Annotated in this window: 17 protein-coding genes and 4 pseudogenes; 12 read left to right on the forward strand and 9 right to left on the reverse strand. The window is 43.7% G+C overall.

Annotation, left to right across the window (positions count from 1 at the left end; translation table 11 throughout):
• Positions 1–71 precede the first annotated feature (71 nt).
• Positions 72–1,181 (forward strand): 1-acyl-sn-glycerol-3-phosphate acyltransferase, encoded by a 1,110-nt coding sequence (locus tag B853_RS21725; protein ID WP_038882696.1) that lies wholly within the window; start codon positions 72–74, stop codon positions 1,179–1,181.
• Positions 1,182–1,292: 111 nt separating this feature from the next.
• On the opposite strand, the pseudogene B853_RS21730 reads toward B853_RS21725, so the two are convergent.
• Positions 1,293–1,894, reverse strand: a pseudogene (locus B853_RS21730) (hypothetical protein).
• Positions 1,895–2,158: 264 nt separating this feature from the next.
• On the opposite strand from B853_RS21730, the gene B853_RS21735 reads away from it, so the two are divergent.
• On the forward strand, positions 2,159–2,431 hold the full coding sequence (locus tag B853_RS21735) for a YnjH family protein (protein WP_038882699.1): 273 nt from the start codon (positions 2,159–2,161) through the stop codon (positions 2,429–2,431).
• 47 nt (positions 2,432–2,478) lie between these two features.
• Here B853_RS21735 and B853_RS21740 read toward each other — a convergent pair whose 3' ends face one another.
• Positions 2,479–2,778 carry a YfcZ/YiiS family protein gene (locus B853_RS21740; RefSeq protein ID WP_038882701.1) on the reverse strand — a complete coding sequence of 100 codons (300 nt, stop codon included), beginning with the start codon at positions 2,776–2,778 and terminating at the stop codon, positions 2,479–2,481.
• Between the two features lie 523 nt (positions 2,779–3,301).
• On the opposite strand from B853_RS21740, the gene B853_RS21745 reads away from it, so the two are divergent.
• Positions 3,302–3,763 (forward strand): TetR/AcrR family transcriptional regulator, encoded by a 462-nt coding sequence (locus B853_RS21745; RefSeq protein WP_010452658.1) that lies wholly within the window; start codon positions 3,302–3,304, stop codon positions 3,761–3,763.
• 85 nt (positions 3,764–3,848) lie between these two features.
• Here B853_RS21745 and B853_RS21750 read toward each other — a convergent pair whose 3' ends face one another.
• The 6 genes and pseudogenes from B853_RS21750 to B853_RS21775 all read right to left on the reverse strand — a co-directional run bounded on the left by B853_RS21750 (position 3,849) and on the right by B853_RS21775 (position 8,425).
• Positions 3,849–4,631 carry a heme ABC transporter ATP-binding protein gene (locus B853_RS21750; RefSeq protein ID WP_038882703.1) on the reverse strand — a complete coding sequence of 261 codons (783 nt, stop codon included), beginning with the start codon at positions 4,629–4,631 and terminating at the stop codon, positions 3,849–3,851.
• Positions 4,631–5,667: pseudogene (locus B853_RS21755) on the reverse strand (FecCD family ABC transporter permease). Before B853_RS21755 ends, B853_RS21750 begins: the two are co-directional and overlap by 1 nt.
• A gap of 9 nt (positions 5,668–5,676) precedes the next feature.
• Entirely contained in the window at positions 5,677–6,546 is an 870-nt protein-coding gene (locus tag B853_RS21760) for a heme/hemin ABC transporter substrate-binding protein (protein ID WP_038882706.1), read from the reverse strand.
• A gap of 25 nt (positions 6,547–6,571) precedes the next feature.
• Positions 6,572–6,985, reverse strand: coding sequence for an ExbD/TolR family protein (locus B853_RS21765; protein ID WP_038882707.1), 414 nt, complete (start codon positions 6,983–6,985; stop codon positions 6,572–6,574).
• Positions 6,982–7,679, reverse strand: a pseudogene (locus tag B853_RS21770) (MotA/TolQ/ExbB proton channel family protein). The gene B853_RS21765 and the pseudogene B853_RS21770 overlap by 4 nt, the downstream one beginning before the upstream one ends.
• The gene (locus tag B853_RS21775; RefSeq protein ID WP_038882709.1) at positions 7,679–8,425 is read right to left on the reverse strand and encodes an energy transducer TonB; all 747 of its coding nucleotides are present in this window, start codon (positions 8,423–8,425) and stop codon (positions 7,679–7,681) included. The pseudogene B853_RS21770 and the gene B853_RS21775 overlap by 1 nt, the downstream one beginning before the upstream one ends.
• 167 nt (positions 8,426–8,592) lie before the next feature.
• Between B853_RS21775 and hutW the strand changes: the two genes are divergently transcribed.
• The 5 genes from hutW to B853_RS21800 all read left to right on the forward strand — a co-directional run bounded on the left by hutW (position 8,593) and on the right by B853_RS21800 (position 12,332).
• The gene (gene hutW, locus B853_RS21780; protein ID WP_038882710.1) at positions 8,593–9,963 is read left to right on the forward strand and encodes a heme anaerobic degradation radical SAM methyltransferase ChuW/HutW; all 1,371 of its coding nucleotides are present in this window, start codon (positions 8,593–8,595) and stop codon (positions 9,961–9,963) included.
• A 22-nt stretch (positions 9,964–9,985) separates the two neighbouring features.
• On the forward strand, positions 9,986–10,489 hold the full coding sequence (hutX, locus tag B853_RS21785; RefSeq protein WP_038882712.1) for a heme utilization cystosolic carrier protein HutX: 504 nt from the start codon (positions 9,986–9,988) through the stop codon (positions 10,487–10,489).
• A 122-nt stretch (positions 10,490–10,611) separates the two neighbouring features.
• Complete coding sequence (hutZ, locus tag B853_RS21790; protein ID WP_005441121.1) at positions 10,612–11,142, forward strand: heme utilization protein HutZ; 531 nt, start codon at positions 10,612–10,614, stop codon at positions 11,140–11,142.
• Positions 11,143–11,245: 103 nt separating this feature from the next.
• Positions 11,246–11,782 carry an ATP:cob(I)alamin adenosyltransferase gene (locus tag B853_RS21795; protein ID WP_038882714.1) on the forward strand — a complete coding sequence of 179 codons (537 nt, stop codon included), beginning with the start codon at positions 11,246–11,248 and terminating at the stop codon, positions 11,780–11,782.
• Between the two features lie 139 nt (positions 11,783–11,921).
• The gene (locus B853_RS21800; RefSeq protein WP_038882715.1) at positions 11,922–12,332 is read left to right on the forward strand and encodes a hypothetical protein; all 411 of its coding nucleotides are present in this window, start codon (positions 11,922–11,924) and stop codon (positions 12,330–12,332) included.
• A 6-nt stretch (positions 12,333–12,338) separates the two neighbouring features.
• Here the strand turns inward: B853_RS21800 and B853_RS21805 are convergent, their stop codons facing one another.
• A complete protein-coding gene (locus B853_RS21805; RefSeq protein ID WP_010452636.1) occupies positions 12,339–13,253 on the reverse strand; it encodes a chemotaxis protein in 915 nt (304 codons plus the stop codon).
• A 210-nt stretch (positions 13,254–13,463) separates the two neighbouring features.
• Here B853_RS21805 and ppiC point away from each other — a divergent pair, with 210 nt between their 5' ends.
• The 4 genes and pseudogenes from ppiC (at position 13,464) to B853_RS21825 (ending at position 20,267) form a co-directional block, all read left to right on the forward strand.
• Complete coding sequence (gene ppiC / locus B853_RS21810; RefSeq protein ID WP_010452635.1) at positions 13,464–13,742, forward strand: peptidylprolyl isomerase PpiC; 279 nt, start codon at positions 13,464–13,466, stop codon at positions 13,740–13,742.
• A 488-nt stretch (positions 13,743–14,230) separates the two neighbouring features.
• Positions 14,231–15,582 (forward strand): annotated as a pseudogene (locus tag B853_RS21815) (alpha-amylase family protein).
• Between the two features lie 439 nt (positions 15,583–16,021).
• The gene (locus B853_RS21820; protein WP_038882717.1) at positions 16,022–18,118 is read left to right on the forward strand and encodes a methyl-accepting chemotaxis protein; all 2,097 of its coding nucleotides are present in this window, start codon (positions 16,022–16,024) and stop codon (positions 18,116–18,118) included.
• 991 nt (positions 18,119–19,109) lie between these two features.
• A complete protein-coding gene (locus B853_RS21825; protein WP_038882719.1) occupies positions 19,110–20,267 on the forward strand; it encodes an amino acid permease in 1,158 nt (385 codons plus the stop codon).
• The last annotated feature ends 313 nt before the right edge of the window (positions 20,268–20,580 follow it).

Here is a 20,580-nt window from a genome sequence, read left to right on the forward strand (position 1 = left end):
TGGGGAGAAATGCTGCGGGCTTGCAAAACTCCGCGTAGAATGTGCCAGCTTTTTTTGAAATGTAGTGAACAATGACTTCTAATACAGATCCTTATTTTGAAATTCGTCCATACAATGACGAAGAAATTCCAGCAGCGCTGGACCGCCTGATCAAAGACGATGAGTTTATCAGCGCGATTTTAAACCACCGTTTTGCAGACAAAGCGGCGTGGTTCAAAACACTCATGAGTCCGATTATCCGCGTCTACTTAAAAGCGAAGTGGAGTAAACTGGATTCTGTGGAAGCCATTCAGCTAGAAGTAAAGAAATACCTTCAAGATACGTTGGATACAACGACTGATGGTGTCACCTTCTCTGGTTTGGATAAACTGGACAAAAACACATCTTACTTATTTGTTTCTAACCACCGTGATATTGCGATGGACCCTGCGCTCGTTAACTATGGTTTACATCAAACGGATCATCGTACTGTACGTATCGCGATTGGTGATAACCTGCTAAAGAAACCGTGTGCTACAGAGCTAATGAGACTGAATAAGAGCTTCATTGTTAAACGCTCAGCCAAAGCCCCGCGTGAAATGATGAAAGCACTTGGCCAGCTATCAGGCTACATCAAACACTCTCTAGATACTGGCAACTCTATTTGGATTGCCCAAAAAGAAGGCCGAGCTAAAGACGGTAATGATTTCACTGACCCTGCGATCTTAAAGATGTTTCATGTTGAAGGTCGTAAGCAAAAAATCAGCTTTGGTGAATACACTCGTTCATTGAAGATTGTACCAGTATCAATTTCATATCAAAACGATCCTTGTGACATTGCGAAAGCCAAAGAGCTGTATGAAAAAGCAGAAAACGGTAGCTACGAAAAAGGTGAGTTTGAAGACATTGAAAGCATCATCCAAGGCATCGTGGGTTACAAAGGTAAAGTGCATGTTGCATTTGGTGATGTAATTGACCAAGAATTTGAGACGCCAGACGAGTTAGCAAACGAAATCGACCGCCAAATTCACAACAAATATCGAGTATTCCCTATCAACCTGCTTGCTGCAGGGTGTGAAGATGAGAGTGTTTCAGATGACGTCAAGTCTCAACTAGCAGCAAAGCTTGAGATGTTACCAGTTGGTGCCCAGCGTTTTCTCGTAGCGAGTTACGCAAATCCGGTTAACAATAAAGAGGCTTAGTCGGTTAGCCGAAATTGACCAGTTCAGAGGAACGAGGTAAATAAGAACTTAACATAGGCGTGTTATCTATAGGTTCTTAGCTCGTTCCTCACATCAAAGTCTAAAAACACCTCATGGTGCGACCGCGCCGCCTAAGTTAAGCGTCGTAGGCCATTTAGATATTCGATTACCACCTAAGAAAATATTACCCTTAACTGTCATAGTATCGGGAAACTCTCTTAGCGCAGACCCTCCAATATATAGGTTACCTTCCACGACTAAGCCTTCTGGTAATGATTCGATAGGCGTTCTGATTACGCTGAGGTCACCCTTAACTTTGAGCCAATTAGGCAATCGCTTTAGTGGTGTGTCGGTTAAGTTTAGGTAGCCGCCTAATTTGACGCCTTTAGGCCAACTCTCAATTTGACTGCCTAGTAGGTTGGCATAGGCCTTAATGGATACGCCGGGCATCACTTTCTTCAAACTACTGTTTGTTGCTTCTAAGCTTCCCCCCCCACGTCGAGGCCTTTGGGAAGTTTAGTTATAGCAGTTTTAGATATGTTCAAGTTGCCTTTGACAACAAGGCCACTTGGCAAAGATGAATATGGCTTGTTTCTTAAGTCGATATTGCCATAGTTATCAACGTGATTGAGCTTACTGTATGAATCGAGTTCATAGGAATTCGCTGTCAATGGACATAGTAGGCAAATTGTGAGAAGAAAGCCGCGAAACATATTATTTGAACCAAGTGGCAACAACATACTTGAAAGAATAACTAAATCACGAGATATCTGCTAGATGGTTATATCTATTTAAATCCAGTAACAATGTTATGGAAGCGATATCACTAAATAGATTATTTATTAAGTTTTAGAGTTTATTTAGCAATTTATAATATTAAGCAACTTGATGTTATTTCAGGTTTGTTGTCCTCAATAAGGATAAAGTCTATAAATAGATCAACAACTCTAAGCACCTTCTTACTGGGCGGAAACAATATGAATTACTTAACACCATTATTCGCTATTGCGGTTTCGGGGATATTATTAGTCACTGATGATGCGCATGCAAAAACATATACAACATCTGACATAAAGCCAGTGATTGTTGCAGATGGAAGTATCGGTAAACGTGTTTGCTATTATGAGGATAAGGCATACAGTATTGGCGCTGTACTTAAAATCGATAGTGTCTTAATTCAATGCGCCCCAGAGAAAGATTTTGAGCTCAATGGTGCTTTGAAATGGGTTGTGTTTGAAAGTAATAACTAAAAAAAGCGAGCATAAGGCTCGCTTTATGTAGAGGGAGTGACCTTTGATTAACGAGCTAGAGAGCGGGTCTTTAGTTCAAAGATTAGCTTTTCAGCACTTACATCAAACTTGAAGCGAGCTTTTAACTCTTTCGATTCTTCATTAAGCTCAGATGTGTTGTACTCAACGTCTGCGCATACTGCTTTTGCTAGCTCTAGGTATTTTGCAAACTCTGCTTCTAATGCCGCTTTAGACTCAGCAAAAATCGTTACGTCAGCAACATCGTCACCTTCTTTGATGATGAAGCCGATTTCACCAGCGCAGCCACAAGCTTCACATACTTGGTTTTCTTCTAATTCGACACTCATAACGAATCCTCTTGTAAAAACTATGGGTATTCTATCAGGTATTTGATCTGTATCTACAAAAATGAATGAATTTGGATAAAAAAGGCTCGGTATGCTATGTTGTTAATCGAAGGTTAATGCTGATGAAACGCTACAATTTGATTGATAAATGTGATGTGTATCAATATTTAAGAGTAATTGATGAATTGAGCAGTCAGTTTTTTGTCAGGTGAGTTGAACTAAGTATTAATTTATAAGACTATTTCCTGATTGATTATTTTTACATAATTATCATTCTTGGCAAAAGCATATTCATGATGAATAGTCTGGCATTGGTTTTTATTGGATTGAACTAAGTGCCATATTTTTAATCACAGATATTGATAAAAAGGTCAATGTAAACCACGATTTACGCCGCGTGGTTTCGAGTTGACTGAGCTTATATTGAAGAAAAAGCTCATCAATAGATAATGCTGAGATGATTTTCATTCTGGCCTCATTTAACTGTGAGTTAGATGGATTTAAAAAGAGAAGAGCTTAAAATATGCCAAAGCGTAGTAAAGAAGATACCGAAATCACTATCCAAAAAATAATGGATGCTGTTGTTGATCAGTTGCTTAGACTTGGTTATGACAAAATGTCATATACAACGTTGAGCCAGCAAACAGGTGTATCGCGTACAGGTATTAGCCACCATTTCCCGAAGAAAACGGATTTTACCGCAGCACTAGATGGTCGAATTTTTAAGATGTTTGTTGAACATCTAGAATTTGACAAAGGTGTTGATGCGTTCTCTCAAAGCTGGGTTAAGGCCTTAGAAGACAAAGAATTCTTAGCAATTCTACGTCTATTATTCCATCATATTGTTACTTCAGAAAGCGCACACGAGTTTGCTTCAAACGGCATTGATCGTTTGTACAAAATGGCAGAAAGCCAATTTGGCGCTGGTAGTGACAGAGAGCTAGAGTGGTTAATAGGTAAGTCTCTAATTCAAATGAGCAAATAACACGAATCAAATAAAAAACCCGCTATTGAGCGGGTTTTTTTGTTTCTTGGAGCACTTTGCTGTGGTCGTAGCACAGGCGCTCTGTTTAAGCCGCTGAGTGGACTTGCGGGAAATCCATACTTGGGTGCTTCGTTACGATAGAACGATAGCCATAGACACGTTCAATGCGTTCTGGTGTCAGGGCGTTCCAAGGTGTGTCATCACAAACCAGCTTTCCATCATGCAACAGCACTAATCTGTCGGCATATTGAGAGGCTAAGTTAAGATCGTGCAATACGATAACAACGGCAGCGTTGTTTTCTTTCGCAGCCTTGCGAGCGATCTTGAGTGTGTTGTGCTGGTGGGCAAGATCGAGCGCTGAAGTGGGTTCGTCTAACATTAAGATTTTCTTATCACCGGACAGGTGAAGCTGCGTTAATACACGAGCTAAGTGTAAGCGCTGTTTTTCACCGCCAGAAAGAGCAGGGTAGAGGTTATCTGCCAAATGCAAGACATCGGTCTGCTTCATGTATTGCAAAGCAAGTTGCGTGGTCTCTTTATTTGAAATCGATAGAGGAATCGCACCTAGCTCGACGACTTGTCTTGCTAAGAACGGAAACGTCAGCGTGCTGTGTTGAGGTAGCATGGCAACGTGTTTTGCACTTTCAGAGGGCTCCCAGTCATTTTTTTGTTTGCCAAAGTACTGGATGTCACTCTGAGAGGGAATTTCACCACACAGTAGCTTGAGCAGCGTACTTTTCCCCGCGCCATTTGGCCCCAATAATGCGGTGACCTCACCTGCACGAATATCGATACTGATGTCGTCTAGTACTACTCGGCTCCCGTATCTCATAGAGATATTTCTGCCAGACAAAACGATGTCATTCATTACAGGATCTTCCCTTTTTGTTGGAACAGTAAGTAGATAAAGAATGGCGCGCCAATCAGCGCAGTCACAATGCCTACAGGTAACTCTGCGGGCGCAACAGCGACGCGTGCAAACATATCAGCGGCGGTCAGAAGCAGTGCGCCCATCAGCGCTGAAATAGGAAGTAGTGTACGGTGGTCAGGGCCTGCAAGCATCCGGCCAAGGTGTGGAATCACCAGACCAATAAAGCCAATTGCACCACAGATACTCACCGTAATACCCACTCCAACAGCAGACAACAGGATAAGTTGGCGTTTGAGCTTTTGTACCGGTACTCCTAGGTGTTTGGCTTCTGACTCGCCCAAGAGCAATGCATTTAATGACATGGCTTTTTTCTGGAACCAGAACATCAAGCTGATGAGAGTAACAGCGGCTAAGCCAATCCCTGACCAGTTTGCTCCTGCTAGTGAGCCCATCGACCAAAGCGTTAAGTCTCGAAGCATCTGATCATCGGCGATGAAGTTCATAAAGCCAATCGCAGCACCAGAAAGAGCACTAATTGCTACGCCCGCTAGTAGCATGATGGTTACTGACGTACCAAACTTATTCGTGCCTAGCCAGTAAACTAATACCGTCGTAATCGCACCGCCTAGAAAGGCGAAGAATGGTAATGCCGCTAAGTTCATTAGTGTTGGGTAATTTTGGCTGAAGTCGGCAAATACGACTATTGCAAATGCACCACCAAGCGCAGCACCCGCAGAAACACCGATGATGCCTGGCTCGGCAAGTGGGTTACGGAATAACCCCTGCATTACAACACCACAGATAGCGAGAATCGCACCAATAAACATACAAAGAATGGTGCGTGGAAGGCGGATTTCGTTGATGACGAGCTGAATATGAGGAGCAAGGTCTGAACCTGATCCTGTTAAGCCTCTCAGGCTGTCTTGGAGGCTAATATTCATTGGACCTACTGTAATGGACGCTACAGCGATAAAGCTAAAATGCCCGATAACGCAAATAGAGTAGTAGATAAAGGGATACGTCTTAACAGCATTGAGTCTCTCTATGGGTACAGTAGTTCGTTAAGGCGCTTGGCTTCTGAAAGACTCTTAAGCCCCAAACCGCCAACCAAAGCATGGCCATCAATCGTTACGATGTTTTTATTCTTCCCAGCAGGGGTAGCGGCAAGAAGTGGCATTGCTTTCAAAATCGCGTCTGCACCGCCCATTGTTTGATAGCTACGGCCACTTACAAGGATCACGTCTGGCTGCATCTCAACCATTGCTTCGGTTGATAGTGGTTTGTATGAAGAGAGTTTGCTCGCTGCTGGGTTTTCGCCACCTGCAAGTTGAATGATTGCATCCGGTGTGGTTTCTGAGCCAGCGACGTTTGCAGGACGGCCTTCGTGAATCAGCAGGAAAAGTACCTTCTTCTTGTCAGCTTTTGTTGGTTGGTTGCTTTCTAGTGCTTTTACTTGCGTTTCAACTTTTGTTTTTAGTGCTGTTGCTTGATCTTCACGATGCATGATGGTCGCTATTTGGTCGATACGATCAACCAAACCTTCCACGTTTGCTTCTGTGTTGACGATTTCGACATCAACACCCGCTGATTTCAATTGGGCTAGCGTGGTGTTTGGGCCCATTTCATCTGAGCCAATCACTTTAGTTGGGCTAAGTGCTAGCAAGCCCTCAGCAGACAGGCGGCGGTGGTAACCAACTTTTGGTAGCTCCATCCCTTCCGGTAGCTGGCTTGTTACGTCGACAGCAACAAGGCTGTCTTTGGCATCAAGAGCAAGCAATAGCTCAGTCACAGCGCTACCTGCACTGACAATACGTTCATTTGATGGTGCTTCGTTGGCAAACAGGGTCGCACTTGCAAGCATAGTAATGGCGGCTGTCAATGCGGTACGAACGGGCGAAAGTGTTTTATTCATTAGTGTGTTCTCAATCTATGTTCTTTTATTGCGACTCTTCAGTGAGCAGTTGAGTCGCTTGAATTCCGTTTTCTTGTAAAAAACCAAGAAGCTTAACCAGTGATTGAATATCTGCGGTCTTTTCCGCGCCAATCACAATGGGTTTGTCAGTTGATTTGCTTTCTTCTAACAGAGCTATCGTGAAGTTTTCCCAATCGATGTACGCCTTACCATTGATCGCCCAATGTGGCTCTTCTTTAAGGATGTTCACTGTGATCGATTGTTTGTCTACTTCAGCAACTGCTTGGGAATCAGTACTTGGTAGGTTCACATCGAGGGAATCTAACTTCACCGCGGCGGTGAGCATCAAAAACACCATAACGATGAAGATGATGTCGAGCAGCGGAGTTAAGTCTGGTGTTAAGCCGTGGCTGTTATTGTCTTGCGGTGCCTTTATCATGAGCTTCTCGCTTCAACATGATTTGCAACAGTCGCGACTTCTTTGCTGTTTTCAGGGGATACGTGTTGAAGCGAAATGCCTTCAAGCCATAGATTCACGTAGTTCAGAGTGTGTTCAAGCTTTGCGATAACACGATCAGCCCATAGGCCAATAAGTTGCGCTCCAGAAATTGCTGGTAATGCAATGATCAAACCTGCAGCTGTCGTGCGCATCGCAAGGCCAAGACCATCGGCCAGATCGTTTGGTGTGATGTTGCCTGTAGAAGAAGCAATACCTTTAAACATGTCGATAAGCCCAAGTACTGTACCCAACAGACCAATAAGAGGCTGATCACGCCAATCAGGGTCAATAAACGCAGCCCTGAGTGCAACTGATGACGTTTTTCTTGTAGCCAAATCCCTGCTGCGTCTTCTCGTAATGACTTAGAAAATGAGTGGTGGGCAAGCAGCATCGCAACGCCACGGTATAAGAGGGGGCGCTTGCCGGAAAACTCATCCGCTAGGGCTTCGATGTCTTTGTTGTTGGTTGGATCAAGGTCGGTCAACTTTTGGCGAATCGCGCGTTTTCCGACGCCTAAGCTAATGAATACTTGAAAGAGTCTTTCCGCAATGATCATGACTGTAAGTGCAGAGCAAATAACTAAAGGCCAAGTCATAAGACCAAATTGGTTTTGTAAATGTTGTAGTTGTTCCATTATCCATCCAACTTAAAACGAACTGGGATTTGAACTCGGTGAGCAACTTTTTGCCCACCAGAAATATGTGGTGAGAATTGCCATTGTTTGATGGCACGTAGAGCAGAAACATCAAGCATCTCTGCACCTGATGATTCAATAAGAACCTGTTTAATCTGGTTGCCGTTTGCATCTAGCCACACTTCATAGAGGGCGACACCCTCAATACCGCGTTTGCGTGCTGAACGTGGGTAGCGGGGCTGAACTGGTTGAGACACAAAAGCAGGCTGATCAAGCATCACAGGCTGTGATGTCGCCCCTTTAGATTGATCAGTAGGAGCCGCTTGTTGTGGTTGAGGTTCTTTTGCGATTTTCTCTTCCACTTTTTCTTTTGGTTGCGGATCTTTCTTTGCAACGGGTTTTGGTGGTTGAGGTTTTTTAATCGGTTCAGGTTTCTTTTTGACGGGTTTTTTCTTCACCGCTTCTTTTTTTACGATCGGTTTTTCCACCGTTTTTTTAACCGGCGCAGGCTTTGGGTTCTTAGGTTCAGGTTGTTTCTTTGGCTCCGGTTGCTTTTCTTCCACCACTTCTTGTGGCGTTGGAGCCGCTTGTACCGGTTTTGGCGCTGAGACTAAATTCAAGCTTACCGAGCTGGTGGGATTGCCTGCTGGCATTGCAAACACTTTCGTCTCTTGAGAGACAAAAAGAAGCGCAGCGTGCACCACTAAAGAGGCGCCTCCGGCAATGGCATATCTTTTAACGTTCACGGATAAATCTCGGTAGTAGGAATCATTATCAAGTGGAAGGGATTATTACGCGAAAAGGAAATAAGATCAATTATCAATTGCATTATCATTACGTGCAAATTATGATCTTTACAGTTTTTTTGAAATGAGCCTCAATCCTTTGTGTGGTGGGCTTTAAGTGAGTAAATATGAGCGTCGACATTTATAAATTTGACGAATCAATTCTTGGGAGTGATAGCCCCGATCCGCTGCGCTTTGCTTTTGTGAAAAAACACTCCGCACATGCGGGTGGTAGCAGCATGCCAGTGCCACCGCCACAACAAGGTGAAATTCTGTCACGGATCACTTCCGAAACAACGCAAAAGAACAATAAGCGTTGCCTGTACATTCATGTGCCATTTTGTCGTGTGCGCTGTACTTTTTGTAACTTCTTCCAAAATGCCGCGAGCCGTAAGCTTGTTGATGAGTACTTTGATGCTCTGATGAAAGAGCTGAAAGAGAAAGCTGCACTGCCATGGACACAAAGTGGCATTTTTCATGCGGTTTATATCGGTGGCGGTACGCCTACAGACTTATCTGCAGATCAAGTTCGTATTCTTGGTCAGGCAATTCATGACTACTTCCCTTTAGCCGCTGATTGCGAAATTACGTTGGAAGGTCGCATCAACCGATTTTCAGATGAACTCTATCAAGGTGCGCTAGATGGTGGGTTCAACCGCTTCTCATTTGGTGTACAGAGCTTTGATACTAAAGTTCGCCGTAGTGCTAAACGTTTAGATGATCGTGAAGATGTATTGAATCGCGTTGCTGAGCTCGCTAAAGAAGACAAAATTCCCGTCATTATCGACTTACTTTACGGTTTACCGTATCAAACCAGAGAAGTGCTCGAACAGGATTTGAATGATTTCATATCTACTGGGGCGCACGGTTTAGATTTATACCAGCTTGTTGTTGGTGGTACCGCTCCGATGCTGAACCTAGTTGAGAAGGGCAAGATGCCACCACCAGCAACTACACCAGAAAAAGCTGGCATGTACGAGCTTGGTGCGAAATTCATGTCGAAGCACCACATGAAGCAACTCAGCGTTAACCACTGGGCGATCGATAACCGTGAACGAAGCTTGTACAACAGCCTAGCAAAGACGTATGCAGAAGTGCTTCCTATTGGCTGCGGTGCTGGCGGTAATATCGGTGGTTACGGCATGATGCAACACCGCACGCTAGACACTTATGTGAAGGCCGTGAATGAAGGGCAAAGCACTATCGCGATGATGATGAAGCAAAGCCCACTAGAGCCACTCTTTGCTGCGCTTAAGTCAGGTTTTGACCGTGGCATTGTCCAAGGGAATAAACTGCCAAACTTCATGGGTGAAGATACCTTTAACTTCCTAATGCCGCTGTTCAAAGTCTGGCATGGCAAGGGCTTGGTCGAGCTTCAAGAGCGCAGCCTAGTGCTAACCCTTGCAGGGAGCTTCTGGGCTGTTTCTCTCGCGCAGGCATGTATTCAGGTACTAACATCGGAAATGAACGAAAACGTACCAAAAGTATCTAACAATTAATCTGAAAGAAATGGAAAAAACAATGGAATCAATTAAGCAACAGGTCGAACTCCTACTAGAACAAGAACCACAACTGCTGCCAGCGGCGATGGCAGAGCGCCTTGGCGTATCGGAATTTGAAGTGGTTGCAGCATTACCTCAAGAAATGGTATCGGTGGCTCCGGGTGAGCAAGCACAAGGCATTTTAGAAGGTCTTGTTGGCTTTGGTCCTGTAACGACGATTGTTCACTCTTTCGGCTCAATATTTGAAGTGAAAGCACCGTTCCCGAAAGGCAAAGTAGCACGTGGTTACTATAACTTAATGGGTAAAGAAGGCGAGCTTCATGGCCACCTTAAACTGGATAACGTGAAAAACATCGCGCTAGTAAGTAAGCCGTTTATGGGACGCGAAAGCCACTACTTTGGTTTCTTCTCTGAGTGCGGTAGCAACATCTTTAAGATCTACCTCGGTCGTAATGAAAAGCGCGAACTGATTGAAGAGCAAGTAACTGCATTCCGTGCAATGCAAGCTGAGTTCAACCAGTAGTTTAATAGTGTTAAATGCGTACGACGCTTGCTCCATCAGCCAACAGGTGGGGTGGCGTCGTTTATCAAAGAATAACCGAGTTTAAACTCGGAAACACAAAACAAGTAAAGTTAGGTATCAAAATGGATCAGCAAGTTAAACAAGAGCGTTTACAAGGTCGTCTAGGACCAGAAATTAAGGAATTTCGTCAGGAGCGCCGTACAATTCAACTAGCAACAGTTGATGCGGAAGGTCGTCCAAACGTAAGTTACGCCCCATACGTTCAAAACCAGGAAGGTTACTTCGTTCTTATTTCTCAGATTGCTCGTCACGCACGCAATCTATTAGAGAATCCAAATGTATCTTTGATGATGATTGAAGATGAAGATTCGTCGAAGCAGTTGTTTGCTCGTAAGCGTCTAACGTTTGATGCGGTTGCAACCGTTGTTGAGCGTGATACTGAAATGTGGCAACAAGTTGTTGGTCAAATGAAAGATCGTTTCGGTGAGATCATTGATGGTCTGAGCCAACTAGAAGACTTCGTTCTGTTCAACCTAAAAGCAGAACAAGGTCTGTTCGTGAAAGGTTTTGGTCAAGCTTACCAAGTATCAGGCGATGATCTGGTTGATTTCGTTCACCTTCAAGAAGGTCACAAGAAAATCGAAAACGCATAAGCCGATTTTCTAACTTATTATCGTCTAAACGGATGTGAATGCCCAAAGGGAGTTAGGCTATACTAACTCCCTTTTTATTAGAACCAAAGCACAGAGAAAGAGCATGAGACCAGTAAGTAAGGAACTTGGCGAGATTTGTTACCCATTCATTTATGAAGACAGCCCGGTCTGCGATTTTGAAATTACGGCAGACGAGTTGTGCAGTCGAATTGGGCTTGTGCTATCGATGGAGTTGGATGATTTTAGCCGCGACGTCCTAACTCGCATGCAGCCAAACGTGTACCATGTTAATGGTTCTATTCGCGGCAAGCTGGCGATCACAGAAGCGGAAGTTGATGAGCTCAAAGCCGACTACGACGAAATCAAAGCGCGCATTGACGGCGGCTTTAAGGGGTTTGTACTTCCCGGTGGTCACCCAACTTCCAGCCAATTGCATTTGTGTCGCTGCCAAGCCAAAAAGGTCGTTCGTGCATTGGTTGCGGTAGAGCATTCGGGTAAAAAGCAACCCGCCCCAATTTTGTTCCGATATTCAAACCTGCTCGCCAACGTTCTCTACAGCTTGGCTTCCTACATCAATCACATCTATCAAGTGGAAGAAACTGAGTTTGTGTCTCGCAGCTACACAATGCCAAATAAGTAGTTAAAAATAATCTAATAGTTTGAATTTAATGACTTTAAGCTATCCGTCGCAGATGCCCATACGAGTACTGCGATAACCTTTCCTTACCTTACTGCCTTTGTTTGAATAACAAGTAACATTAATTCAAAGGAAAGATACGATGGGATTAGTTATTGGGGTTCCTTTATTAGCTTGGGTGATTTGCCTGATTTTGTCTATAAGGGCTGGATTTGTATTGTTTGCAGGACAGCCTGTTTCAAGCGTCACCGCTGCCATGGTTTTAGCTGCGGGTGTAGTAGTTGCTATTGTTTTCTACAACTGGTATTCGATCGCTAAAAGGGAGGAAGTCTACTTTTTCTCCCTTGCAATGGAATTGCTGTGTCGCTCGGTATTAGTTTCACCAACGCTTGTCGCGATAGGGCTGTATTTCTTCGGTGGAGAGTTATTACTCAACAGTCACATAAAGACGTTCGTCTTTGTTACGCTATTTTCATGTTCGCTAGCGAGTATCACTAGCTTGTTCACCGCCGGAAAAATCATCGATAAATATGAGATAAAGCAGACGTACTAGGTTTGATTAAGAAGCCATTGCTTTTGCTTCTAGCTCTTTTGCACCGCGCAGCATTGCTTCAATCAGTTCGCCAGCATTGAACTTCTCTAACGCTTCATGCGCGCCAACTTGGTGAGCTCGGTCGACACAAATCTCGCTAGAGAGTGATGTGTGAAGAATACGGTAAGAATTGTTCAGCGAAGCATCATTTTGAACTTCAAACGCAAGTTCGTAACCGTCCAGTCCTGGCATTTCAATATCACTCACCAGAAGGTCAATTGGGCGGTTGGCTTCAGCTTCTCGTTTCATTAAGTCGAGCGCGTCAGTACCGTTCTTACAAATCTGATAAGGGATGTTGATGCGGTCTAATGCATCGCTTAACTGCTTACGTGCAATAGAAGAATCATCCACTAAAAGGATGCTTAGGGCTTTCAGGCGTTCACGTTCGATGTCTGTCAGCATTGGAATCTTGGTGTTTTCGTATTGAGGGTAGATCTTCGAAAGCAAAAGCTCCACATCCAGCATTTGAACTATTTTCTCTTCATAACGAGTAATGCCAGTTACAAAGATGTTGTGACCTGCACTTTCTGGTGGCGTTTCAATAGCTTTCCAATCACATTCAATGATTTTCTCAATACTTCGAACCATGAACGCAACTACCGTACGTAAGCAGTCGGTCACGATTAAATAGCAATTCTGGTATTCCTCTTCTTGAATAGGACGGAATCCAATCGCTGCAGCCATATCGATAACGGGTACAGTTAAATCGCGAATTGTTACGGTTCCAATCACATGGTGATGTGAATAAGGGATCTTGGTCGTTGGCATGTAAGGAACAATTTCACGGACTTTAAGTGTGCCAATTGCGAAGTTCTGTTGCAGGGTGAGTTTAAACACCAACATGCCTTGAGATTGGTTCGCTTTGCTTGCGACTTTTGCCATGAAATAACCTTATCAATGTTACTGATTTATGTAGTATATCTTATCTTATAATCCTTACTCTTCAACTATTGGCTGAAGAAAGTTGAGCTCTTAACGAAATATCGCAAATCTCATTTGACTTTTATTTTCATACAAAAGTGTACTAACGCTTGAGCGTAGGTGGATACATTGGTTAAACTTGCGCCCCCACAAATAGTGAGAGACAGACAAATGGCAAACACAGCAGCTGCATTGCATATTCTTGTAAAGCACAAAGAACAAGCTGAAGACATCATTAAGCAACTTAAGAAAGGTGCTAAATTCCAGGCATTGGCAAAGAAATACTCCACTTGCCCATCTGGTAAACGTGGTGGCGATCTAGGTGAATTTCGCCGTGGTCAAATGGTGCCGCAGTTCGATAAAGTTTGTTTTTCAGGAGAGGTACTAACTCCACATCTAGTCAAAACCAAATTCGGTTGGCACGTTGTGAAGGTGTTGTACCGCACTTAAAAAGTAGCGCGTTTATCGCGCTATTTTTGTATCCAGCGTTCTTATTTGTCCCCCCTCTCGCCATCTTTTTGAGTCTTTCTCTTCTTTTCTATCAATTTATAAACCGCACCAACTGTGACATAAGCTACAGTTTCGTCTTCTTAAATATTTGTTACATATTGAATTTGTGCCTCTACTTAGACGAAGTGCTCAAGGAAAGGCGTAATAGCGATATCATCATTTTCCGATATTTGTTTTAAAAATGCCTTTAAAACAACTACTTATGAGTTATCTCAAGTCGTTCTGGTGTTTGTTTTTAGTGAACATTGTATTCAAGTACTCCTTTAAGCCGTACCCAAGGTGGAGCTACGCCTCGTTTTTCCCCCTAGCACAAACATATTAGGGGGGGGAGGGAGAGGCGCCAATACTTCTTATAATTTCAGCTATTGGATTCGCTCACGACGAATTCGAGCAATAAATGGGTGAGCGAACGCGACGAGGAGAGAAACATGAGTGGCTTACAAGACACACAATCGACGGGTGCAAATGTAATCTTGCATGCTTTTGATTGGAAGTATGCTGATATTGGCCAACGTGCAGCGGAGATTAGCGAGCTAGGTTATGGCTCGGTTTTGGTTTCTCCACCAATGAAAAGTGCACAAGACGAACGCTGGTGGCAGCGTTACCAACCTCAAGATTACCGTGTTATCGATAATGCACTTGGAGACACCGCAGATTTCAAAAACATGGTTGAAGCTCTCGACCGTGTAGGTGTATTAGTTTATGCCGATGTAGTATTTAACCATATGGCTAATGAAGCCCATCTCCGCGCGGATTTGCAGTACCCGCGCCAAGCTGTGATGGACGAGTACCAGCAAAATGCAGACAAGTATCAAGACCTCGTTCTATTTGGGGACTTATCTGAGCCGCTGTTTGATGAAAATGATTTTGTCGAAGCTTTTGGTATCAAAGATTGGAAAGATAAGTGGCAAGTACAAAATGGCCGTATCACAGGGGGGGGCCGACCGATCCGGGTTTACCTACGTTACGAGTGTGTGAGCATGTTGTCGCTCAGCAGAGACTGTATCTTCAAGCGTTGAAACAGCTTGGCGTGAAGGGGTTCCGTATTGATGCAGCAAAGCACATGACGCTAGAGCACTTGAAGCAGGTTTGGACTGAGGATATCACGCATGACGTCCACATTTTTGGTGAAATAATTACGGATGGTGGCGCGACTGAAGAAGAATATGAGCTGTTTCTTGAACCTTATTTGAAAGAAACACGACTCGGTGCGTATGATTTTCCGCTGTTTTCAACAATCTCGAAAGCGCTTAAGAAAAGTGGTAGCTTCAAGTCACTCATCGATCCGTATTGCTTTGGGCAGGCGTTATCCAATGGCCGAGCTATCACCTTTGCCATTACTCACGATATCCCAAACAATGATGTATTTTTAGAGCATGTAATGGGTGAGGAAGAAGAATGGTTAGCGTATGCGTATATCATGGGGCGCGACGGAGGAGTCCCTTTGGTATATACCGATCTTGACCCTAGTGGTATCAAAGATCGTCTTGGAAATCCTCGTTGGCAAAACTCATGGCGTGATCCTCGAATGGCGAAGATGATCGCATTTCACAACCTAACGCATGGTGAGCCGATGAGAATGGTAGAAGGTAATGATGATATGCTTGTGCTGCAGCGAGGTGATAAGGGGATTTTGGTTCTTAATAAGTCTCTACGTTCCCAGACGTTAGAGCTACCTGGCGATGCATTAGTTACGGATCTACTCTCAGGTGAACAGTTTGAACTTGGCCAACCCATTAAGGTACCAGCTCTTAACGCTATGATGCTGGTAAACTGCTAGATCGATTTAAATACTCTTCTCCTCATAGTGGAGAAGGGTATTTATATGAAAATAGGATTTATTTACAGCTAAGTCACAGATATTTAAGAAAAATATTATGTGAATAATATCACATTATTGGTTGCCCAAATTTGTTAGATAGGCCGCAGCGAGTTGTTCAGTCATGAGATCACGGTATCTCCGGTAACTATCTTTAAATTCTGATAAATATTTATAATATCATTGCGTTAGTTGAGATATAGATAGATTCACACTCAATAAACATCTTTACTTCCCCGCCTTGTGCACTTTAAACGATATAGTGTTGTTCATGTAATTTCATAATCCGTTCGTATTTCATTCACATTACAACATTCTCCATTCACACCTGTTAGATACAATTTCCCTTCCTACCTTATTTAAATATTAATCCAGCTACTAGCCTGTTGGAGAAACAAGTATGTTTAACAGTATACGAACAAGAATTGCAGTGAGCGCCGGTGGTGCAATGGCTTTCACTTTATTGATTGCGATGGGGATGACAACCAGTGCCTTCACTGAAGTAAATCAACAGATTACAACACAAGTAAAAAAACAACTGACAAATGCGACCACCTCTGATCTAAGAAATGCCGCTCTACAACAGGAGCTTAGTATTTCAAACCAGCTGGAGCCAGTGCTTGCCAACCTGAAACAAGTGCGATCAATTCTCGAATTGAGTGCAGAGTCTAGTGCTACACCACAGGCGGTGGTAAAACAGTTCATCGCTTCTTTGGAGGCTCAGAATAAAGCTGTATTTGCTGGATATATGGTATGGCAAGACATGTCTTGGCCTAGTGAAACAGCATTTGACATAAAAGACGGCTTCAATACCAAAGGCTATTTGGCACCATTCTTCTCTCCTAATTCCAAAAATAGCTTTGATGTTGTTGCAATGGAAAGCTTCAGCAACACTGAACTCAATAGTAGTGGTGAGCGTAAAGATGATTGGCATTTGAAACCATATGAAACGGGTAAAACGTTTGTTATGGAGCCGTACATGTATCCGGTTCGTGGTCGAGAAGAGCTAATTACTACAATCAGCCAGCCAATCAAAATGAATGGCGAGATTATTGGTTCTGTCGGCTTTGATTTATCACTAAATGAGTTACAAGGACAAAGTGAGAATCTAGCGAGCGGTTTATTCGAGGGCCAAGGTAAGATTCTAATTTCCTCTTGGAAGGGCGCCGTTCTTGCGAACAGTGATGATTCTGCTTCTGTAGGGATGAAAGTACCTTCCGAATTACTATCACAGTGGAAAAATATCCAATCGTTAGCGACACAAAAAGAGATCGGAATTATTTCGTTTGATGGCAATGAGTACGCCATAACTTCGATTGATACCAATGATGCACCATGGGTCGTGATTGTTTCGGTTCCTAGTAGCCACCTAACAAAAAGTGTGGCTGACTATGAGCAATGGAGCGACGAGCAGAACCAGTCAGCCATAGAAAAAGGTGTTTGGGCTGGTGGGATTGCTGCACTTGTCGGTATTTTGGCAATGGCATTCATCGCTAACTCGTTAGGCAAAGTACTAACGAACTTAGTCGAGCGTTTTAAAGATGCGGCACAAGGAGAAGGCGATCTTACCTATCGAATTGAGGTCAAAGGGAAAGATGAAACGGCTCAATTAGCGCATTGGTTCAATTCGTTCCTAGCCCGCATACAGGAAATGCTGTTAACGGTCACTGAAACGGCTGATCAAGTTGACAAAAGCGCAACTGAAGGCCAAACGCGTGCTGATATTTCGAAAGAGCAGTTAAACGCTCAAGTTAATGAGGTGAACTCCCTCGCTACAGCCATCAATGAAATGAGTGCAACCGCTCATGAAGTGGCAAACTCTGCGGTTCAAGCAGCAGCAGCTGCGAGCCAAGTGCAAAGCAATAGTGTGAATGGCATGGCTAGGATGGACAACGCAGCCAACGCGGTGGCACATCTTGCTAGTCAAGTGAGTGATGCACAGAACCAAACGCAAAACCTTGTTGCGTCAAGCACCGCCATCCAAGGTATCTTGACTGAAATCGGCGGTATTGCGGAGCAAACAAATTTACTTGCTTTAAATGCTGCCATTGAGGCGGCTCGAGCAGGAGAGGCTGGTAGAGGCTTTGCGGTTGTGGCAGATGAAGTGCGTAATTTGGCAACAAGGACTCAAGGTTCTACTGAAGAAATTCGTACTATGCTGGCTCGTTTAGAGCAAGAGACTCAATCAATAGTTGTTTTGATGGAGCAAAGTCAGCAACAAGCTGTCGATACTCGAGATGAAACTCAAGCTGCGCAACAGGCGCTTTCTGAAATCAATCATGCTATCGAAGTAATTAATGATATGAACAATCAGATTGCGTCGGCTGCTGAGGAGCAAAGCTCGGTGTCGGAAGAAATTAATCGCAACGTTGTCACTATCAACGATACAGCAATGGATGTGATGGACTCGATGACATCTTCTGTTGAAATCAGTAATGAGCTTACGCGAAAGGCTACCGAGTTACATGGTGAACTAAGCAAGTTCAAATTATCCTAGTTGCAATATAAGACGATTGTTGAAGTTGGGCAGGGTTGTCATTAGGCACCTTGCCTTTTTTATACTCAAATAACCTCGCCCTTCGGGAGCGTGTCACTGAAGCACGTTCTTTGCTAACTAAATAGCTTCGTCAAACAATTTGAAAAGAGCTAGCTATTCCGCTTCGTTGTTTTTCATCGCTCACTTTCGGTAAACCGGGAATCAGTGACAACGCTCTGAACCCTGTATCTTGAAGTCACTTGAACATATATCTTCAATAGGAGAACAGGACGCGTGTAAATAGATGTAGCAGGGTGCTGGAAAGGATAGGCTTAGCCAGAGAAAAAATAGCAAGAAGAATAAAAATGCTGGGGAACCAAACCCAGCATTCGGAACACTCATTTACCTATATTTTCGAACCGTAAATCAGTGTTTAGAGGTATGTGAACCGAAACGTGTCGGTACGGTGAGAATAATAACGATATTGCTGAATCTAGGCTATGTTCCGGGTTTCTAACACCTTCTAACAAAGTGTACATTTTCATGTACACCTTAAAAATTGAGCGCTACAGCTCATTTCCTACTATCTATAGCAACAAAAGACTAAATAATCGGCGGTTATACAACATATCTGTTGCATCAACTGATAGTTGTTAAAATATATGGCTATAAGATGGAGCTTTTGCTTTTCAATCGTCCTATTTATGCCTTACAATCCTTTTGAACCAAATCCATTCAGCAGAGAATGGGATTGACGAAAAAGGATGCGCTGATTTTGCTTCGAACCCAAAGTGAGACATTCCGTTAATTGAACTCTGCCCGGAAATGATTCCCTACATCCCTAATGTACTCAGACAGGATAGATCCATCTTGAGTTTAGGCTTTTTGCACCTTGAGTTACTGTTTCATCGTGAATTCATTGGCTGCAGGGTAGGGCGTCTCCGTAGATCGTGCTTCGAACCAAAAGCACGATAAGTCACAACAAAACGGATTAAATTTAGAGGTATTAACCGTGAACTCAAAACTTGTCGGCAGCTCCCTGATCGTTGCAGGTACTGCTCTTGGCGCTGGTATGCTCGCTATACCAATGGTGCTAGCTCAATTTGGCCTCCTATGGGGCACTCTTCTCATGCTGTTCATCTGGGCAGGTACGACTTATGCGGCACTTCTTCTGTTGGAAGCAAGCTGTAAAGTAGGTGGTGGCGTGAGTATGAACGCCATTGCTCGTGAAACCCTTGGTAAAGGCGGTCAGCTTGTTACTAACGGTCTTTTGTACGCATTGCTTGTTTGTCTATTGATGGCGTACATCATCGGTGCTGGTGACTTGGTGCAAAAAGTCACTACGTCAATGGGCCTACCATTTTCTACTATTTCTAGCCAAGTTGGCTTTACCGTTTTGGTTGGTCTTATCGTATCGGCTGGTACAGGCGTTGTTGATAAGCTAAACCGTGGCTTGTTCGTCGGTATGATTGTCGCGCTTGTTCTAACGCTACTCTCTCTTGCGCCAAATGTATCGTTTGAAGGCCTAAGTGAAGTAGTGAACGCAGACAAAATGGCACTGATCAAACAAAGCTCAGTTCTGTTCACAAGCTTTGGTTTCATGGTGGTGATTCCTTCTTTGGTCACTTACAACAAAGAAGCGAGTAAAAACCAACTACGCAACATGATCATTGTTGGCTCTACGATTCCTCTTGTGTGTTACCTACTGTGGTTGTTCGCGGTAGTGGGTAACTTGCCACCACATGAACTTGTTCAATTCTCAAACGTGTCTGAGTTGATCTCTGTTCTTGGTCAGCAGTACACAGGTCTTGAGTTCATCCTGTCTATGTTTACTGGCTTGGCACTATTGACGTCTTTCTTAGGTGTGGCAATGGCGCTTTACGACCAAAATGCAGATCTTCTAAAATCAAGTAAGCCAGTGGTATTCGTAACTACGTTTATTCTGCCCTTACTTGGTGCGGTATTCGCTCCAGAGCACTTCTTAGCGATCCTTAGCTACGCAGGTATCATCCTTGTATTCCTAGCGGTGTTTGTTCCACTATCGATGACCATGAAAGTGCGTCGTGTACCTGTAGAAGACAGCAGCGTGTACGAAGCGGGTGGTGGTGCGATGGGGATGAGCATTATCTTCCTATTCGGATGTTTCTTGCTGTTCGCTCAAGCGGTATAAATCGACTCGACGAACACACAGTAATTGAACTATAGAAAGCCGCTTGTCCACAATTGGGCAAGCGGCTTTTTTATGCGAAGGTGTTAGTGCCGCATTAGCTGTGTGTATGGCCTGAGCATTGCCTGATAAATCGCGATGATATTTGACGTTAATGCGAAACTGTCTCGCCAGAGGCTGACATGACTTGCTGTTACTCTCTTTATGATGGCGAACAAGTTATAAAGTAAAGGGGAGCCGAGTGTCGAAGCGATTTTCTTTCACAGTCGTTGGAATGATGCTTTCTTTCTATAAGTAGAAAAACAGCGAGCACATG

It is taken from the genome of Vibrio rotiferianus CAIM 577 = LMG 21460, assembly GCF_002741985.1.
GTDB classification, from domain to species: domain Bacteria; phylum Pseudomonadota; class Gammaproteobacteria; order Enterobacterales; family Vibrionaceae; genus Vibrio; species Vibrio rotiferianus.

Bases quoted from the DNA above. Each gene is read 5' to 3' on its own strand.
- B853_RS21725 (WP_038882696.1), top strand. From the start codon at position 72: ATGACTTCTAATACAGATCCTTATTTTGAAATTCGTCCATACAATGAC.
- B853_RS21735 (WP_038882699.1), top strand. From the start codon at position 2,159: ATGAATTACTTAACACCATTATTCGCTATTGCGGTTTCGGGGATATTA.
- B853_RS21740 (WP_038882701.1), bottom strand. From the start codon at position 2,778: ATGAGTGTCGAATTAGAAGAAAACCAAGTATGTGAAGCTTGTGGCTGC.
- B853_RS21745 (WP_010452658.1), top strand. From the start codon at position 3,302: ATGCCAAAGCGTAGTAAAGAAGATACCGAAATCACTATCCAAAAAATA.
- B853_RS21750 (WP_038882703.1), bottom strand. From the start codon at position 4,631: ATGAATGACATCGTTTTGTCTGGCAGAAATATCTCTATGAGATACGGG.
- B853_RS21760 (WP_038882706.1), bottom strand. From the start codon at position 6,546: ATGAATAAAACACTTTCGCCCGTTCGTACCGCATTGACAGCCGCCATT.
- B853_RS21765 (WP_038882707.1), bottom strand. From the start codon at position 6,985: ATGATAAAGGCACCGCAAGACAATAACAGCCACGGCTTAACACCAGAC.
- hutW (WP_038882710.1), top strand. From the start codon at position 8,593: ATGAGCGTCGACATTTATAAATTTGACGAATCAATTCTTGGGAGTGAT.
- hutX (WP_038882712.1), top strand. From the start codon at position 9,986: ATGGAATCAATTAAGCAACAGGTCGAACTCCTACTAGAACAAGAACCA.
- hutZ (WP_005441121.1), top strand. From the start codon at position 10,612: ATGGATCAGCAAGTTAAACAAGAGCGTTTACAAGGTCGTCTAGGACCA.
- B853_RS21795 (WP_038882714.1), top strand. From the start codon at position 11,246: ATGAGACCAGTAAGTAAGGAACTTGGCGAGATTTGTTACCCATTCATT.
- B853_RS21800 (WP_038882715.1), top strand. From the start codon at position 11,922: ATGGGATTAGTTATTGGGGTTCCTTTATTAGCTTGGGTGATTTGCCTG.
- B853_RS21805 (WP_010452636.1), bottom strand. From the start codon at position 13,253: ATGGCAAAAGTCGCAAGCAAAGCGAACCAATCTCAAGGCATGTTGGTG.
- ppiC (WP_010452635.1), top strand. From the start codon at position 13,464: ATGGCAAACACAGCAGCTGCATTGCATATTCTTGTAAAGCACAAAGAA.
- B853_RS21820 (WP_038882717.1), top strand. From the start codon at position 16,022: ATGTTTAACAGTATACGAACAAGAATTGCAGTGAGCGCCGGTGGTGCA.